12 protein-coding genes are annotated in these 16,814 nt (G+C 62.4%); 9 read left to right on the top strand and 3 right to left on the bottom strand.

From position 1 onward, the window contains the following. Positions 1-101: 101 nt before the first annotated feature. Both NKH70_RS13640 and NKH70_RS13635 read left to right on the top strand, forming a co-directional pair. On the top strand, positions 102-923 hold the full coding sequence (locus NKH70_RS13640; RefSeq protein WP_352720983.1) for a UDP-2,3-diacylglucosamine diphosphatase: 822 nt from the start codon (positions 102-104) through the stop codon (positions 921-923). 127 nt (positions 924-1,050) lie between these two features. Continuing rightward, positions 1,051-2,268, top strand: a complete 1,218-nt coding sequence (locus NKH70_RS13635) for an MFS transporter (protein ID WP_353025424.1) — start codon at positions 1,051-1,053, stop codon at positions 2,266-2,268. Here NKH70_RS13635 and dgcA read toward each other — a convergent pair. Continuing rightward, positions 2,239-3,228, bottom strand: a complete 990-nt coding sequence (dgcA, locus tag NKH70_RS13630) for an N-acetyl-D-Glu racemase DgcA (RefSeq protein WP_353025422.1) — start codon at positions 3,226-3,228, stop codon at positions 2,239-2,241. The genes NKH70_RS13635 and dgcA overlap by 30 nt on opposite strands. Before the next feature lie 78 nt (positions 3,229-3,306). On the opposite strand from dgcA, the gene NKH70_RS13625 reads away from it, so the two are divergent. Genes NKH70_RS13625 through NKH70_RS13610 form a run of 4 tightly spaced genes read left to right on the top strand, consistent with a single transcriptional unit; the run spans position 3,307 to position 7,392 of the window. Next, positions 3,307-4,491 carry an ABC transporter permease gene (locus NKH70_RS13625; RefSeq protein ID WP_353025421.1) on the top strand — a complete coding sequence of 395 codons (1,185 nt, stop codon included), beginning with the start codon at positions 3,307-3,309 and terminating at the stop codon, positions 4,489-4,491. A gap of 1 nt (position 4,492) precedes the next feature. After that, positions 4,493-5,311 (top strand): ABC transporter ATP-binding protein, encoded by an 819-nt coding sequence (locus NKH70_RS13620; protein ID WP_353025419.1) that lies wholly within the window; start codon positions 4,493-4,495, stop codon positions 5,309-5,311. 13 nt (positions 5,312-5,324) lie between these two features. Beyond that, a complete protein-coding gene (locus NKH70_RS13615) occupies positions 5,325-6,698 on the top strand; it encodes an MlaD family protein (RefSeq protein ID WP_353025418.1) in 1,374 nt (457 codons plus the stop codon). Positions 6,699-6,735: 37 nt separating this feature from the next. Next, the gene (locus tag NKH70_RS13610; protein ID WP_352666609.1) at positions 6,736-7,392 is read left to right on the top strand and encodes an ABC-type transport auxiliary lipoprotein family protein; all 657 of its coding nucleotides are present in this window, start codon (positions 6,736-6,738) and stop codon (positions 7,390-7,392) included. Positions 7,393-7,433: 41 nt separating this feature from the next. Here NKH70_RS13610 and NKH70_RS13605 read toward each other — a convergent pair whose 3' ends face one another. Then, complete coding sequence (locus tag NKH70_RS13605) at positions 7,434-7,889, bottom strand: macro domain-containing protein (protein WP_353025416.1); 456 nt, start codon at positions 7,887-7,889, stop codon at positions 7,434-7,436. A gap of 136 nt (positions 7,890-8,025) precedes the next feature. After that, positions 8,026-14,607, bottom strand: a complete 6,582-nt coding sequence (locus NKH70_RS13600) for an apolipoprotein A-IV repeat region-like domain-containing protein (RefSeq protein WP_353025415.1) — start codon at positions 14,605-14,607, stop codon at positions 8,026-8,028. Between the two features lie 285 nt (positions 14,608-14,892). Here NKH70_RS13600 and NKH70_RS13595 point away from each other — a divergent pair, with 285 nt between their 5' ends. The 3 genes from NKH70_RS13595 to NKH70_RS13585 all read left to right on the top strand — a co-directional run bounded on the left by NKH70_RS13595 (position 14,893) and on the right by NKH70_RS13585 (position 16,790). After that, positions 14,893-15,261, top strand: coding sequence for an Hpt domain-containing protein (locus NKH70_RS13595; RefSeq protein WP_292660938.1), 369 nt, complete (start codon positions 14,893-14,895; stop codon positions 15,259-15,261). A gap of 97 nt (positions 15,262-15,358) precedes the next feature. Further along, positions 15,359-15,679, top strand: coding sequence for a 2Fe-2S iron-sulfur cluster-binding protein (locus NKH70_RS13590; protein ID WP_023674833.1), 321 nt, complete (start codon positions 15,359-15,361; stop codon positions 15,677-15,679). Between the two features lie 82 nt (positions 15,680-15,761). Next, entirely contained in the window at positions 15,762-16,790 is a 1,029-nt protein-coding gene (locus NKH70_RS13585) for an NAD(P)/FAD-dependent oxidoreductase (protein ID WP_352720107.1), read from the top strand. Positions 16,791-16,814 lie beyond the last annotated feature (24 nt).

Genomic DNA, 16,814 nt, shown 5'->3' with positions numbered 1-16,814 from the left:
TGCCGCGGCAACCTACCCGTATGGCTGGACCAATCGCAACCGTCATACGGTTGTTGCATGAATCGGGGCATAGCCTCAGGCGAAAGCAACGGTGACAAATGATGTCCGGCGCAGAGCCTCGCACTTTCCGCAGCATGTTCATCTCCGACGTCCATCTCGGATCGAAGGCGGCGAAGGCCGAGTTCCTGATCGATTTTCTGCGCCATCACGATGCCGATATCATCTATCTCGTCGGCGACATCGTCGACGGCTGGCGCTTGAGACGGAGCTGGCATTGGCCGCAGAGCCACAACGACGTGGTCCAGAAATTGCTGCGCAAGGCGCGCAAGGGCGCCAGCATCACCTACATCGCCGGCAACCATGACGAGTTCGCGCGCCAGTTCCAGGGCGTGCATTTCGGCGGCATTGTCGTTGCCGATCGCGCCATCCACGAGACCGCCGACGGCAAACGCCTTCTTGTCATCCATGGCGACCAGTTCGACACCGTCGTCCATAATGCGCGCTGGCTGGCCTATCTCGGCGACTACGCCTATGACGCGGCCATGCTGCTCAACCGCGTCATCACGCGCCTGCGCCAAGTGCTTGGCCTGCCTTACTGGTCGTTCTCGTCCTGGGCCAAGGTCAAGGTCAAGAAGGCGGTGAACTTCATCGGCTCGTTCCAGACCGTGCTGACCGAGGAGGCGCGCCGCTCGCATGTCGACGGCGTGATCTGCGGGCACATCCACCATGCCGCGATCGAAAGCTATGAGGACGTGCAATACATCAACACCGGCGATTGGGTAGAGAGCTGCACGGCGGTGGTCGAGCATTTTGACGGCCGGATGGAGATCCTGCACTGGGCGCATGTCCTGCCGGAGACTCCGGTCGGCAGCGAGGTGCTCGTGCCGATCGACATCAAGGGCAGGGCAGTCCAGGCGGCTTGACCAAATCCGGCCTCATCTCGCTTTAATCGGTTAGTCCAGCGGTTTCATCGACTTTTTCGCCGTGTTAAGCAGCGGCAGGTGTGGCGGGCCGACCCGGCTGAATGCCGTGCCGACGGATCGCCTGTTAATGTCCTCCCTGCCGCCGCTCTCGCCCGAACAGCTCGTCAAGCCACGCCATTTCGAACTGCGCATGAGCTTGATCTTCTTCACGCTCTTCGTTCCGCTCGGAACGCATGTGCCGTATTTTCCGCTGTGGCTGCAGGCGAAGGGGTTCCACGCCGAGCAGATAGCCGTGATCCTCGCCGCGCCGATGTTCCTGCGCGTGGCGACGACGCCTTTTCTTACCGCGCTGGCAGACAAAGCGAGCGACCGCGCCAATGTCTATGTCGCGCTGGTCGCCGCATCGCTGATCCTGTCCGCCGGTTACTTCCTGCAGCCGACCTACGCAATGGTACTTGCCGTATCGTTGACGCTGACGGTCGTCTGGACGCCGCATTCGCCGATTGCCGATTCGCTCGCCCTTTCAGGTGTTCGCCGCTTCGGCTCGAACTACGCCGGCATGCGCAAATGGGGCTCGATCTCTTATCTCTGCGCCAATCTCGCCGGCGGTTTCATCCTCTCGGCAAGCGGTGCCGAGGCTGTTCCGGTGATCATCTTCGCGGCGCTGTGTGCCGCGCTAGTCGCCGGACTGATTGCGCCGCGCCTCGGCCGTCCGCGCCGCGCCTCGCCGCTTTCGGCCGCCGATATCCAGCAATCGGCACCGAAACTCCTGAACCCTCATTTCCTCTTTTTTTCGACGGGCGTCGGCGTCATCACCGCCAGCCACGCATTTCTCTACGGCTTCGTGTCGATCTACTGGAAGTCGATCGGCATCAGCGATTCGGTTGTCGGGCTTCTGTGGGGATGGGGCGTTGTCGCCGAGATATGCATGTTCGTCGTCTTCACCCGGGCTTTTGCCTCTTTCTCGGTCGTCTCGATCATGCTGATTGCCGGGATAGGCGCGATCGTGCGCTGGATCGCCTTCCCCTTGATCTGGCCGCTTGGGCTTGGCGTTGGCGGGTTTTTCGCGATCCAGACGCTGCACGCGGTTTCGGTGGCGCTGGTGCTGATCGGCCTACAAAAGATGATCGGTGAGACGGTTGCGGAAGAACGCACCGGGGCGGCGCAAGGCATCGCCTATTTTTCCAACGGCTTCTTCATGGCGGTGGCGACGCTGATTTCAGGTCCTCTTTACGACCGGTTCGGCGCGAATGGCTTCTTTGCGATGATCCCCATCGCCCTGACGGGCCTAGCGCTGATCGGGCTTGCGGCGCGTTCAGCCCCACAGCGCCGGCTCGGGCGGTGACACCAGCGAACCTTGGTAGACGAGACCGGGAACGCGGTCGCGGGCCAGCAGCAACGGACCGTCGAGATCGACGAAATCGGCATCCTGCGCCAACAGCACGGCCGGCGCCATCGCAAGCGATGTGCCGACCATGCAGCCGACCATGACGCCAAGACCCAGTTCGCGGGCGCGGTCGCGAAGCACGAGTGCCGCGGTCAGGCCACCCGATTTGTCGAGCTTGATGTTGATGGTGTCGTAGAGGCCGACAAGCGCTTCAAGATCCTTCGCCTCGTGCACGCTTTCGTCGGCGCAGATCGGCACCGGATGCGCGATGTGGCGAAGAATACCGTCATGTCCCGCCCGCAGCGGCTGTTCGATCAAGGCGATCCCATGCTCGGCGGCAAAGGCGAGGTTTGCGACGATATTGTCGTCATTCCAGCCCTCATTGGCGTCGAGAATGATTCGGCTGTCAGGTGCCGCCGCCGTCACTGCACGGATGCGTGCGATGTCGTTGTCGCCGCCGATCTTGACCTTGAGTAGCGGGCGCTGGGCGTTGGCGCGGGCTTGCGCCGCCATCGCCATCGCCTCCGGCTCGGCGAGCGACAATGTGTACGCCGTCTCAAGCGGTCGTAACGGAACGGTTCGTATCGTATGCGCCACCGGTGTTCCGCTGATCTTCGCTTCCAGGTCCCAGAGCGCGCAGTCGATGGCGTTGCGTGCCGCGCCGGCAGGCATGGCACCGAGCAGGGCGATGCGGCTGATGCCGTGCGCGATCTCACTGCGCATCGCCTCGATCGCGCCGCGCACACCCTCCATGGTCTCGCCATAGCGCTTGTAAGGGACGCATTCGCCGCGCCCTGTACGGCCGTTTTCGGCAATGGCGCAGGAAATCACCTCAGCTTCGGTCTTCGAGCCGCGCGAAATGGTGAATGTCCCGGCGATGGGAAAGCGCTCGGCCTCGACCGAAATGACACGCGCCATATTTTTCTGCTCCGGCTGTGCAACAAGGAGGATGTTGGCAAATCGACAGGTCGGCCCCGTCAGGCTAAACAGGACGCCATGTTGACCATCCGCAAACGCGACGCAAGCGGCCCTGCCAAGGAGCCCGACCACCAGCCGCGCATCGCGATCGGCGAGGAGGGCGACGTTCTCGGCTGCGCTTTCTCGGGAACCTGGACGACACGTACCGTGGCGCTGGTCGATGCCGAGATGCGCAAGATCGAGAAGCGCGGCGGCTTCAAGACGCTGGCGCTAGACCTTTCACAAATCGAGAAGATGGACACTGCCGGGGCCTGGCTGATCGACCGCCTGGTCAGCAGCTTCGAAAAGAAGGGCGTCGAGATCACGACGCAGGGGCAAAGCGAGATTGCCTCGATCCTGCTTGGCGCCGTCGGTGATGCGGTTCGACGCGAGCCCGAATCAGGTCCGGCAAAGCCGCCCAACTTCATCATTCGTGGGCTCGAGGCGGTTGGCCGGCGTGTTTATGAGATGCGCGACGATTTCCTGGCCGCAATGAACATCCTCGGCGCCACGATACGCGGCTCGCAGATGAAGCTTGGCCGCGGCCATGGCGTCAATATGGCGGCGATCTTCAACCAGATCGATCGCATGGGCGTCGGCGCCATACCAGTGGTGGTGCTGATGTCGGCTATCGTTGGCGCAATCGTTGCCCAGCAAGGCGCCTATCAGCTCAGCTATTTCGGCGCCGACATCTTCGTCGTCGACCTGGTCGGCGTGCTGATCCTGCGCGAGCTCGGCGTGCTGATGACGGCGATCATGATCGCCGGCCGCTCCGGTAGCGCGATCACCGCCGAGATCGGCTCGATGAAAATGCGCGAGGAGGTCGATGCGCTGAAGGTCATTGGCCTCAATCCCATCGGCGTGCTGGTGTTTCCGCGGTTGGTCGCGCTGGTGATCGCACTGCCTTGCCTGACGATCATCGCCAACTTTGCCGCGCTCGGCGGCGGCATTCTGGCTGCATGGCTCTACTCCGATATTGCTCCGGCAGCGTTCATCGACCGGCTACGTGTCGCAATCGACCTCAGCACCATCTTTGCCGGCCTGATCAAGGCGCCGTTCATGGCCATGATCATCGGCATAATTGCCTCGGTCGAGGGCATGAAGGTTGGCGGCAGCGCCGAATCACTTGGCCAGCATGTGACCGCCTCAGTGGTGAAGTCGATCTTCGTGGTCATTATCCTCGACGGGCTTTTCGCCATGTTCTATGCAGCGATCGAGTTCTGACATGGCGCTGCCGGGCACAAACACGACCAAGGTGGCGGCGAAGGCCAAAGAAGACGAGATCGTGCTGTCGGCGCACGACATCACGGTATCGTTCGCCGACCAAGTCGTTCTCGACAAATTGTCGCTCGATATCTGGCGCGGGGAGATTCTCGGCTTCGTCGGTGCCTCGGGTGCGGGCAAATCTGTTCTCTTGCGCACCATTCTTGGCTTGACGCGCAAGCAATCGGGAACAATCAAACTGTTCGGCGTCGACGTCGAGAAGGCAACCGAAAGGGAGCGCCTTCGCATCGACATGCGGCTTGGCGTGCTGTTCCAGCATGGCGCCCTTTTCTCGGCGCTGACGGTCCTCGAAAACGTCCAGGTGCCGATGCGCGAATATCTCGATTTGCCGAAGAAGCTGATGGACGAACTTGCCATGCTCAAGGTCGAGCTGGTCGGACTGCCGCCGGATGCGGCGCAGAAATTCCCCTCCGAGCTCTCCGGCGGGATGATCAAGCGTGCTGCGCTGGCGCGCGCCCTGGCACTCGACCCGGATATCGTTTTCCTCGACGAGCCGACGTCCGGGCTAGATCCGATCAGCGCGGCTGAGTTCGACGAATTGGTCGTCAAGCTGCGCGATACGATGGATTTGACCGTGTATATGGTCACGCACGATCTCGACACGCTGTTTACGGCGTGCGACCGCGTGGCGGTGCTTGGCAACAAGAAAGTGCTGGTCGAGGGCACGATTGACGACATGCTCAGGAGCGAGGAACCCTGGGTAAAATCCTATTTCCGCGGAAAACGCGCCCGGCAACTTGATCTTGCGACGCGCGCATAGCCATAAGTGAGCAATGGAAACCAGGGCCAACTACGTCATTGTCGGCATTTTCACGCTGGCCGCGATCCTGGCGGCCTTCGCGTTCGTCTATTGGACGGCCGCGATCGGTGACAGGGGTGAGACGGCGATGCTGCGTGTGCGCATTCCAGGCTCGGCTTCCGGTCTTGGCCGCGGCAGCTTCGTGCTGTTCAACGGCGTCAGGGTTGGTGAGGTCAAGCGTGTCTATATCGACCTTGACAATCCGACCGCGGCCATCGCCGACGCTGAAATCGGCAGGAATACGCCGATCACCAAGTCGACGCAGGCCGATATCGGGATCGTCAGCCTCGCCGGCCAGGCCAGTATCGAACTCAAGGGCGCCGACCCCAAGGAGCCCAAGCTCCTCGACGAGGCGGAAAAGCAAGGCCGTGTCGCCGAGATCGTTGCCAACCCGTCGGCGGTCACCAACCTGCTGCAGACGGCGCAGAACATCTTCACCCGCGCCGACAAGGTCCTTTCGGAGCTCGAAGGCTTCACCAAGGATGTTCGCGGGCCGCTGACGCAGACCGTCGCCAATGTCCAGACCTTCTCCGATGCACTGGCCAGGAATTCGGACGGCGTCGACAAGTTCCTGGCCAGCGTCAGCTCGCTGGCCGACGAATTGAAGGGTGTTTCGGGCAAGCTCGACGGCACCCTGAAGGCGGCGGAAGGGCTACTCAACGCCGTCGACAAGGACCAGATCAAGAGCATCGTCGCCAACGTCGACACGGTCACCGCCAATCTCAAGGAAACCAGCAAGCAGTTCGACACGGTCATCAAGAACGTCGACACGGCGGTCGGCTCGATCAACGACTTCGCCCAGAAGACGCAAGGCACGCTGGCCAAGGTCGACGGCGTGCTCGACGGCATCGATCCGGCCGAGGTTCGCACCGCGCTGGCCAATATCCAGAAGGCCAGCGAAAACGCCAACGAGGCTGCCGCCGATATCGCCAAGGTGACCAACAAGTTCGCCAACCGAGCCGACGACATCGACGAAACCATCAAAGACGCGCACCAGCTCGCAGGACGCCTCAACGATGCCTCGGTGCGAGTCGACGGTATCCTTGCCAAGGTCGACAAACTGCTCGGCTCCGGCCAGGCCGACGGCGTCATGGCCGACGCGAGAGCGACGCTGAGATCATTCAAGCAGGTCGCCGACACGCTGAACGCCCGCCTCGGTACCATCACCGACAATCTGGCGCGATTCTCGGGACAGGGGCTGCAAAACGTCGAAGCGCTGGTCCAGGACAGCCGTCGTTCGATCACCCGCATCGAAGAGGCGGTAACCGATCTGAGCCGCAACCCACAACGGATCTTGTCCGGCGGCGAGGGCGAGGTTCGGCAGTTCGACGGCAGGGTGCGCCGTTGACTTCGATCCCCGACCACCGCAAGAACATAGCTTGCAGATGCGCGTTGTTTCCACGATCCGGGGGGGATCGCGTTTGAAGTCGATCAGTTCAGGCAGCATCACATCGGGTGGGTCTAAGGTTGGGGCGGTGTTGCTGGCGCTTTCGCTAGCAAGCTGCGCGGCCTTGCCTGGCGGCGGACCGGCGCCGCTGGATACGTTCGAGCTTTCGGCGCCGTCGCTGGAAGCGCGTGCCCACAGCCGTCGCCAGATACTCATCGCCCAGCCATCGGCCCTCAAGGCGCTGGATAGCCAGAACATCGTCATCAAGCCATCGCCGCGATCGATCCAGTATCTCAAGGGCGCGCAATGGGCCGACCGGCTGCCGATGATTGTACAGGCGCGGCTGGCAGAGACGTTCCAGCGCTCGGGAAGCTTCACCGGTGTCGGCAAGCCAGGCGAGGGGCTGGCGATCGACTATCAGGTGATCGTCGAGATCCGCTCGTTCGAGGTGCGTGTCGATGGCGGCCAACATGCCGAGGTCGAGCTGTTCGTGCGCCTGTTGAACGACCGCAACGGTGAAGTGCGCGCTTCGAAGACGTTTAGCGCCATCGCGCCCGTTTCGGGCAATGGCAACCAGGCCTATGTTGGCGCGCTCGATGCCGCGTTCGGCGATGCGGCCGGGCAAATCGTGCGCTGGACCGACACTGTGATCTAAACCGGGCTAGCTGCTATGAAGCGGCCAAAGACCGAAGCAACTCACGGAGCATATTCGACGAGCGTGTGATCTTCGCCCGCAAGCTCGTCATCGATGATTAAGCCTATGATTTCCCAATCACCTCCAGCCAGCCCCGCACCAATTTTCGGGTAGCCGATTCTTTTGCCCGCGAATCTGCCTTTGACTGCCTGCATGACTTTTCGGATTGCCTGGTAGTCAGCCTTCACGCCTTTGCCCTGCCAATGGAACTGAGTGTAGCCGTTGACGACGTGGAAAATGCGGCTGCCTCGCTTGATTTCGGCAACGGATATGCTTCCCAGCTTGGCTGGGTCGCCCTTCAATGTCGCGCAATCCGCAGCATATGCTTCGGGAAAACGCTGCTTTATGGAAAGAGCAATTCCTTTGCCCATTTGGCACTGGCAGTTGCATCCATGCACAATGACATCGAACGTTCCGTCGAGCGCAAGCTGAAGCAGATCACCGCGAATTGTCTGCATTGCCACGAGATCCCAGCCTCTGCTCCTAGGCGCAAACATCCGGCCAAATCAAGAGATTTGCGCAGTGGAACTATCTTTTCAGTATCGGGTCTAAACTGAAAGGGCAGAACGCCCTTTCAGTTTTCCTGTCGCCCGCTTAGTGCAGGCGGCCGCTGGCGTGGGCCAGCATGGTGTAGACCTTGCCGGTATCCGAGGTCAGGTAGGTCTGTGCCATGATGTTGTCGCGGTCGTTGCGCGACACGTCCTTGAGCAGCTTTTCGAAATCGTCGCAGTAACGATCGACGGCGGCGCGGAACTCCGCCTCCGACTGATATTTGCGACGGATCTCATCGAACGTCTGCTGGCCCTTCAGCGTGTAAAGACGGCGCGTGAAGACGTCGCGCTCGCCGCGCCGGTAGCGGTTCCACAGTTCGATCGAAGCATCGTGATCGATGGCGCGTGCGATATCGACGGAGAGCGAGTTCAGCGATTCCACCACATGAAGGGGCGAACGCGCAGCGGGAGCCGGGCGCGGCGCTTCGGCAGGCGCTGCCGGCTTGGCGTCGTCTTCGCGCGATGCACCGGTCAGGAGGTCACGCACCCAACCGCCCTGCGGCGTGCGGCCGTTGGGATCGCGCTGGCGCGGCGCTTGGTCTGCGGGACGTTCGAGGTCGAGCGTGCCGCGCAGCGCCGTCTCGCCCGAAGGCGCCTGCGGTGCACGGCGCTGTTCGAGAGCCGGAGCCGGACGACGTGGCGGTTCGGCGGCGCGTGCGGCAGGCGCTTGCGGCGCCGGACGCAGGTTGCGCTGTTCCGAACTGTCGGTGCCGCGCCCAGATTTGGCAACGATTTCAGAAAGTTCCTTCAGCGCGTTGATCTGCTCGGAAACGGCACGGCGGATAGCCGTGGTTGATTCCTTTGCCTCTTCCGGCATCTCGATGACGCCTTTCTTGAGCTCAGCCCGGGTGAGGTCGAGCTCGCTCTTGATCGAGCCAGCGGTACGCCGCATCTCCTCGGTCGCATCGGCAAAGCGCTTGGTGGCCGAATCGACCACTTCGGAAATCGCGGTACGGATCTTGTCGGCGGATTCCAGCGTCTTGCCTTCGGCGTTCTGCAGTGTCTGGCCGACCAGATTCTCGAACGAGCGCATGACCCTTTCGAGATCTTCCGACTTCTTGACAAGGCCGACGGCGAGGTCCTCCAGCGACGATTGCCTTTCGAGCGTGTGCTCTAGATTGCTCTGGGCCGAGCTCAACAGGTCCGAGGCACTGGAAAGCAACCGGCTGTGCTCGTCGAACTTGGTGGCGATTGAAGCAACCTCGCGCAAGGTCGACGACGACAGCTCGGTGAGCCGCGTCGTGTTCGAATCGACCAGGCGCGCCGAACTGGCGAAGGTCTGCGCGGTCTTTTCCGTGGTCGCGGCGAAGCTTTGCGTGCTGCCGGTCAGGCGTTCGTCGACCTGGCCGAGATTGGTCGCCGCCTGCTCGATCAACTGACCGAGCTGCGAGCTGGAGGTGGTCATGCGGCCGATGAGGTCGGCAACGCTGTCGGCAAGCGTCGAGCGCGCACCTTCGACGGCCGACAGGGTTTCGGCCGTACGGCTGGCGAGGGCGTCAACGAGGGCAGCGTTTTGAGTGCGCAGCTTCTCGGTCGCACGTTCGGTGACCTCTTCCATGCTCTTTTGCAGCTCGGAGCCGCCCTGGGCGAAGCGCTCGACCAGAGGCCGTGCCGTCTCGTCCAGGATTTTCGATATTTCGGCCGAACGTGCCGCAAGCATCGTACTGAGCTCGCGAGTATTGGCACCGATGGTCTTTGCAGCGTCGTTGGTGCTCTGGCCGATATGCTGGCCGACCGCGGTGAAGGTTTCGGCGATCGTGTTGGCACGCGAGACCAGCTGCGCCTCGGCATTCGAAACCTGTTCGTTGAGCCTTTGGCCCATTGTCTCGGCGGAGTAGGCGAGGCGGTTCTCGACGCTGGCGACCTGCTCCTCGACGCGGGCGGCTGTAACAGCAGCACTCGATGCCAGGCGTTCGTCGGCACCGGCAAGCACCTGCTCGATTTCACGGGCATGGACGGCGAGTTCCTGGCCAGTCTGCCTGGCGCGTTCGGCAACCCGCTGCTCGGTGCTGGTGAAGGCGCCGACAATGGTGTCGGCATGTTCGCCGATGGCGGTGCTGCTGTCGGCGATACGGGACACCAGGCGATGATCCGCCTCCTCGAAGATGCGGCCGATCTCGGACGCGCGGGCCGAAAGTGCTTCGGACCCTTCGGCAATACGCGAGATAAGTTGCTGGTCGGCGGCATCGAAAATGCGACCGAGGTCCGACGCGCGTGCCGCGAGAGCTTCGGCGGATTCGCCGATGCGCACGCCCAGCCGCTCGTCGGCTGTTTCGAAATTGCGCAGGATGTCGCCGGCACGTGCAGCCAGCGACTGGGCCGTTTCGATGGCGCGAGAGACCAGCCTGTGGTCCGCCGCGTCGAAGGTGCCGGCAATCTCACTTGCTCTGGCTGCCAGCTGATCGGTCGTCTCCTGGGCACGCGCAAGCAAGGTGTTCGACGTGTTGTCGACGCGGGCAATCAGTGCGCTCGACGTATCCTCGGCGCGCGCGGCAAGGCGACGATCCGCCTCTTCAAAGGTGCGGGCGATGTCCTCCGCCCTGGCGAGCAGGGCCGCCGAGGTCTGCTCGGCGCGCTCGGCGATCTTGCGGTCGGCATCGCTGAATGCCGCGCCCGCCTGCTCATGCAGCGCACTGGTGACTTCCATGACCTTCTCGCGCAGCGCCCCGGCGACGAAGACCGCGCTTCTTTCGAGCACACTGCGAACGTTGTCGACACCCGTCGACAGCGCCCGCTCCATGGTGCTGGCGCGCTCCTCGATGACGCCTGTCTGCCGGCTGAACACCTGCTCGATCTTTTCTACGTCGGCAGCGATTGCATCGGAGATGTCGGTGCTCCTGGCGGCGATCTGGTCGATATGGCCGGACAGCGAACGGTCGACATCCTTGCGCGTTTCGGCGAGCCTGGAGAGATCGTCCTGCAATGCGCGGGTCAGCATGTCGCGGCCCTCGCTCAGCTTGCCGACATGACCGGCGACGATCTCGTCGACCTCGCTGCGGCTCATTGCAAGCCTCTCCAGGTCGGCTTCCAGCGCGCGCCTGAGGATGTCGCGGCCTTCCGCCAGCTTCTCGACCTGGCCGGCAACCAGCCCATCGATGCTCGAGCGGCTTTCGGCCAGCTTGGCGAGATCGTCCTCGAGCGCCTTGGACAGGGTCGAGCGGTCCTGGACGAGCTTCTCCGCGTGGGTTGCGACCAGGCTGTTGACGTTGCCGAGATCGGCTTCCAACGCACGCGAAAACTGGGCGCGATTATCGGTCAATAGTTGCGACTGGTCGGCGATGGCGCCCCTGATCGTGTTGAGATCGGCCTCCAAGGCGCGCTTGAGGATATCGCGGCCTTCGGCCAGTTTCTCGACCTGGCCGGAAACCAGTCCGTCGATGCTCGAGCGGCTTTCGGCCAGCTTGGCAAGGTCGTCTTCGAGCGCCTTGGTCAAGGTTGAGCGATCTTCCGCCAGTTTCTCGGACTGGCCCGCAATAACATCCTTGATGGTGTTGAGATCGGCCTCCAAGGCGCGCTTGAGGATATCGCGGCCTTCGGCCAGTTTCTCGACCTGGCCGGAAACCAGCCCGTCGATGCTCGAGCGGCTTTCGGCCAGCTTGGCAAGATCGTCTTCCAGCGCGCGCTTGAGGATGTCGCGACCCTCGGCCAGCTTCTCGACCTGGCCGGAGACCAGCCCGTCGATGCTCGACCGGCTCTCTGCCAGCCTGGCGAGATCGTCCTCGAGCGCCTTCGAAAGGGCCGAACGGTCCTCGGCGAGCTTGTTCATATGATCGGAGACGACGCCCCGCACGGCCTCGAGATCGGTCTCCAGCGCCCGCGACAGCTGACCGCGATCCTCCGCCAGCTTCTCGGATTGACTGGCGATGACGCCCTTGACGGTGCTCAGATCGGCTTCGAGCGCGCGCTTGAGGATGTCGCGGCCCTCGGCCAGCTTTTCGACCTGTCCGGCAACCATCACATCGATGCTCGAGCGGCTTTCGGCCAACTTGGCGAGATCGTCTTCGAGCGCCTTCGAAAGGGTCGAACGGTCCTCTGTGAGCTTGTTCATGTGATCGGAGACAACGCCCCGCACAGTCTCCAGGTCGCTCTCCAGTGCCCGTGACAGCTGGCCACGGTCTTCCGCCAGCTTTTCGGACTGGCTGGCGATGACGCCCTTGATCGCGTTAAGGTCCGATTCAAGCGCGCGCTTGAGGATGTCGCGGCCTTCGGCCAGCTTCTCGACCTGGCCGGCAACCAGCCCATCGATGCTCGACCGGCTTTCCGCCAACTTGGCAAGATCGTCTTCAAGCGTCTTCGAGAGCAGGCTGCGGTCATCGGCGAGCCTGCCAGAATGATCGGCGATCAGGCTCCTGATGTCGGACAGGTCGTTATCGAGCGACTGGGAAAGGCCGCTGCGGTCTTGCGCCAATTTGGCCGAATGCGCCTCGATGAGGCCATTGATGCCGGCGATATCGGCTTCCAGCGCACTGGCGAGTATGGCGCGGCCCTCGGCGATCTTTTCGACTTGACCGGCGACGAGGCCGTCGATGCTGGCGCGACTCTCTGCCAGCTTGCCGAGGTCGGCCTCCAGCGCGCGCGAAAGGATGCTGCGGCCTTCGGCGAGCTTGCCGACGTGCCCGGCAACCATTTCATCAATTATCGTACGAGCTTGCACGAGTTTTCCAGAGTCTTCGTTCAAGGCCTGGGCAAGCCTGTTGCGACCCTCTTCAAGGCTTTCGAGATGGCTGCCCAGCGAAGCGTCGATCGCTGCGCGTGATTCGTTTACCTTGCGCAGATCCTCCTCAAGGGCGCGCGAGATCAGGCTGCGGCCTTCGGCAAGCTTCTGCACCTGGTTGGCCACCGCTGCGTCGATTTCGGCGCGACCCTCGGCGAACTTCGCCAGATCGGCCTGCATTGCCGCCGCCATCCGGTCGCGGCTTTCGGAAAGCTTGTGGCTGTGGTTTTCGACGGCTTCCTCGATGCCGGCGCGAGCCTCGGCAAGCCGCTGGATGTCTGTATCGAAGGAACGCGATACGACATGGCGCGCCGCCTCCATGCGCCCGGCGAAATCGCCGGCGCGGGCTTCAAGCATGGTCGAGGTCGACGAAATGATGTCGGCCATGTCGGCGCCGATCTGGGTCTTGCCCTGATCGATCATCGCCGACAGCGTCTCCTTGCTATCCTGGAAGGTGTGGGCGATTTCGCGCGCGCGCTCGACCAGCGTCTCGTTGATCTGGCGTGCGCGAGCCTCCAGCGCGGCGTTGAGCTTCTGCGTACCGGTGTCGAGCGCCTCGGCGCGGGTCTGGAACTCGCTGATAAGCGCCTGGCCACGTTCAGCAAGCGTCCGCTCGATGCCGTTAAGGCTGGCTTCGAATTCGGAATTGAGCGTACGCGCGGCACCGCCGAGCAGCGACACCATGCCGGTCGTGCGGTCGTCGAGCAGGTCGGTCAGCGACCGCGTCAGGCCATCGGTGGTGTCCGTCAGTTTGGCGATGCGGGTGTCGAGCAGGCTGGCGAAGGCCTCGCCCGACGTCGACAGCCGGTCGGTGATCGATTCGAGCCGGCCTTCCACCGAATCGAAGATCGACATCGAGCTCCCGTTGATCCTGTCGATCAGCGTGTCGCCGGATTCGTTGATCGTCATCGACAGCTTGGTCGAGGCGTTGAGAATGCTGTCGCGAATGATATCGCTGGCGGCGTTGATCTCGTCCTTCAGCGTCTCGTGGGCGCCGGTGATCGAGGCGCGCACGCGCTCGGCATGGGTGACGACCGCTTCGCGCTCGCTGCCCAGCCCGTCGACCAGCGAGCGGATGCGGGACTCGTTCTCGGAGTAGGAGCGCTCGATCTGGTTCACCTCGCCGTGAACCAGCGTTTCGAGCTCGACGGCACGCGCAAGCGTGCGTTCGATGCCTTCGCCCATGGCCGCCACCTCGCGGCGAACCGCTTGGCCGATCATCATGACGCGATCCTGGGCAAGATTTTCCGGCTCGGCCAGACGGAAGGCCACCTCGGTCATCGACTGCGCGGCAAGGCGCATCTCCTGAGCGCGGCGAATCATCACGGCGAATGCCCAGAACAGGATGACGGGCACGATTGCCGCGACCGCCAGGCCGATCAGCTCGGGACGGGCGAAAAACTGATCGAAGGTGCGGATGTTCCAGATGCCAGGTCCGAACAACAGGTTCGCAAGGCCACCAGCGCCGGCGATCCAGGCCAGCGAAACGAAAGCCACGACCCAATAGATCGTGTTCGAGGCGCGCCGATTGAGGGTGTGCAGGAGCGTCTTATAGTCTTTTTGACGATCGTCGTTGGCCGGCGAGAAAGCGGCCGGCTGCGAGCCATTGCGCGTTGCGACAGGACGCAACTCGGCCGGCTTGGCTTTTGGCGCGGGATTTGCGTTCTGGCTTTGATTGGCGGCAGGTGCCGCGTTCTGGGCTTGGTCGGGGGCAGGTGCTTCGTTCTGGCTGCGACCTTCGCGCGCCAGTTCGTCGGCGGCTTGCGATATTTGCGCTTCCAGATCTTCCATGGATGCCGCGATGTCGAAGTCGCCGCCGGCATCGCCGCTCAGATCGATATCAAGTGCCTTTTCGAGTTCCCTGGCTACGTCGCTGTCGAGCGTTCTTGTCGTCGTTGGTTTCTTCGCCATGCCTTCGCTACCCTGTACAAGCTGCCGCGGGACTTATGGTTCTGCTTATTGATTCTGCCTAGCGTGTCCCGCGCAGGAGGCTGAAAATGGACCTGTCGTATCGTAATGACACAGCCGGGTAAAGAAAACATGCATTCCGCCCGATACGTAAAACTTTAAATATAAGGTTAACACAGCCGTGATTCCGGCGCCGTTATCGCGACATTTTTCCGGGCCAATCATTAACCCGTTGTCCACCGGATACGCCTAGTTTTTGCGGCGGTCGAAGAACGGAGTCTCAAAGTGATACGTGGCGAAAACGGCATTGCCTTCTCGATGCCCGGCGGCGACGTGTCGGGGACAGCCGGGGCGCGGCCGATCGACCTGGCGCATCTTGCGCGCCAGACGATGGGCGATCGGAGCCTCGAGCAGGAGGTGTTGGCTCTGTTCGTGCAGCAGGCGCTGTCGGTGCGCGACAAGATCGTCGATGCGGATGTCAGGCAGCGGCTGCTATTGGCACACGGGCTCAAAGGCTCGGCGCGCGGGGTCGGCGCCTTCGCCATTGCCGATTGCGCCAGTGCGATCGAATGCCGGCCCGAAGACGCCAGCACGCTGAAGCGGCTTGGCTCGCTGATCGAAGAAGTACGCGACTTCGTCGCCGCCATCAGCCGATAGAACTTATTCCCAAAACGCCACGCAGCGGCGCTTTCGCGCCGCAGTTGACTTGTCCGGCAGAGTGATTATGTCGGCTCAGACTCCCTTCAGGTGACAAATGACCAAGCTGACCTTCATCGCCCATGACGGCACGCATTTTGACGTGGATGCCGAAAACGGCTCGACCGTCATGGAAAATGCGATCCGCAATGCGGTGCCGGGAATAGAAGCGGAATGCGGCGGCGCCTGCGCCTGCGCGACCTGCCATGTTTATGTCGACGAAGCCTGGACGGCGGAGGTCGGCGAGCCGGAAGCCATGGAAGAGGACATGCTGGATTTCGCCTACGAGGTCCAGCCGAACTCACGGCTGTCATGTCAGATCAAGGTGCGCGACGCCCTCGACGGGCTGGTCGTGCGCGTGCCGGCTCGCCAGGGCTGACGCCGATTTTTGCCGCTGCCGCTTGGCAGCGGGCCAATGGTCATGCAGTGTCGCGCCGTTTTCCCATAAAGGCGCATGCTTCATGACAGCTCTCACCAAGACGGACGTACTCATTGTCGGGGCAGGGCCTGTCGGCCTGTTTGCCGTATTCGAGCTCGGCCTCTTCGACATGAAGTGCCATCTGATCGACATACTCGACCGGCCCGGCGGGCAGTGCGCCGAACTCTATCCGGAAAAGCCGATCTACGACATTCCGGGTTGGCCCTCGATCTCGGCGCAAGGTCTGGTCGACAAGCTGCTTGAGCAGATCGCGCCGTTCAAGCCCGAATTCACCTATAGCCGCATGGTTTCGAGCCTGGAAAGACTGGAGGACGGCAGTTTCCGCGTCACTTCCGACGAAAACGAGGTGTTCGAAGCCAAAATAGTAGTGATCGCCGCCGGCGGCGGCTCTTTCCAGCCGAAGCGGCCGCCGATTCCGGGCATCGAACCCTATGAAGGCAAGAGCGTGTTCTACTCGGTGCGCCGGATGGAGGACTTTCGCGGTCATGACCTCGTCATCGTCGGCGGCGGCGATTCGGCGCTCGACTGGACGCTGAATCTGCAGCCGGTGGCCAAGAGCGTGACGCTGGTGCACCGGCGGCCCGAATTCCGGGCAGCGCCCGACAGCGTCAACAAGATGTATGCCATGCAGGAGATGAAGGAGCTGGAATTCCAGGTTGGACAGGTGACTGGCCTGACCGGCAACGACGGCCAACTCGCCTCCGCCATCATCAAGGGGCCGGAGGGCGATATCGAAGTGCCGTGTACGCGGATGCTGCCGTTCTTCGGCCTGACGATGAAGCTCGGCCCAATCGCCGAATGGGGCCTCAATCTCCACGAGAACCTGATCCCGGTCGACACCGAAAAATTCCAGACGTCGGTGCCCGGCATCTTCGCCGTCGGCGACATCAACTGGTATCCCGGCAAGTTGAAGCTGATCCTGTCGGGCTTCCATGAGGTCGCTCTAATGGCGCAAGCAGCCAAGCGCATCGTCAGCCCCGGCGAGCGCATTGTATTCCAGTATACGACCTCGTCGACCAGTCTGCACAAGAAGCTCGGCGTGGTCGACTGAACCTCACTATACGCTCGTCGGGCC

The organism is Mesorhizobium sp. M0991 (assembly GCF_040318915.1).
Classification (GTDB): Bacteria; Pseudomonadota; Alphaproteobacteria; order Rhizobiales; family Rhizobiaceae; genus Mesorhizobium.
This window is presented reverse-complemented; position numbering and strand designations above follow the sequence as displayed.

Excerpts from the sequence above, each read along its gene's own strand:
- NKH70_RS13640 (WP_352720983.1), top strand. The coding sequence starts at position 102 with ATGTCCGGCGCAGAGCCTCGCACTTTCCGCAGCATGTTCATCTCCGAC.
- NKH70_RS13635 (WP_353025424.1), top strand. The coding sequence starts at position 1,051 with ATGTCCTCCCTGCCGCCGCTCTCGCCCGAACAGCTCGTCAAGCCACGC.
- dgcA (WP_353025422.1), bottom strand. The coding sequence starts at position 3,228 with ATGGCGCGTGTCATTTCGGTCGAGGCCGAGCGCTTTCCCATCGCCGGG.
- NKH70_RS13625 (WP_353025421.1), top strand. The coding sequence starts at position 3,307 with ATGTTGACCATCCGCAAACGCGACGCAAGCGGCCCTGCCAAGGAGCCC.
- NKH70_RS13620 (WP_353025419.1), top strand. The coding sequence starts at position 4,493 with ATGGCGCTGCCGGGCACAAACACGACCAAGGTGGCGGCGAAGGCCAAA.
- NKH70_RS13615 (WP_353025418.1), top strand. The coding sequence starts at position 5,325 with ATGGAAACCAGGGCCAACTACGTCATTGTCGGCATTTTCACGCTGGCC.
- NKH70_RS13610 (WP_352666609.1), top strand. The coding sequence starts at position 6,736 with ATGCGCGTTGTTTCCACGATCCGGGGGGGATCGCGTTTGAAGTCGATC.
- NKH70_RS13605 (WP_353025416.1), bottom strand. The coding sequence starts at position 7,889 with ATGCAGACAATTCGCGGTGATCTGCTTCAGCTTGCGCTCGACGGAACG.
- NKH70_RS13600 (WP_353025415.1), bottom strand. The coding sequence starts at position 14,607 with ATGGCGAAGAAACCAACGACGACAAGAACGCTCGACAGCGACGTAGCC.
- NKH70_RS13590 (WP_023674833.1), top strand. The coding sequence starts at position 15,359 with ATGACCAAGCTGACCTTCATCGCCCATGACGGCACGCATTTTGACGTG.
- NKH70_RS13585 (WP_352720107.1), top strand. The coding sequence starts at position 15,762 with ATGACAGCTCTCACCAAGACGGACGTACTCATTGTCGGGGCAGGGCCT.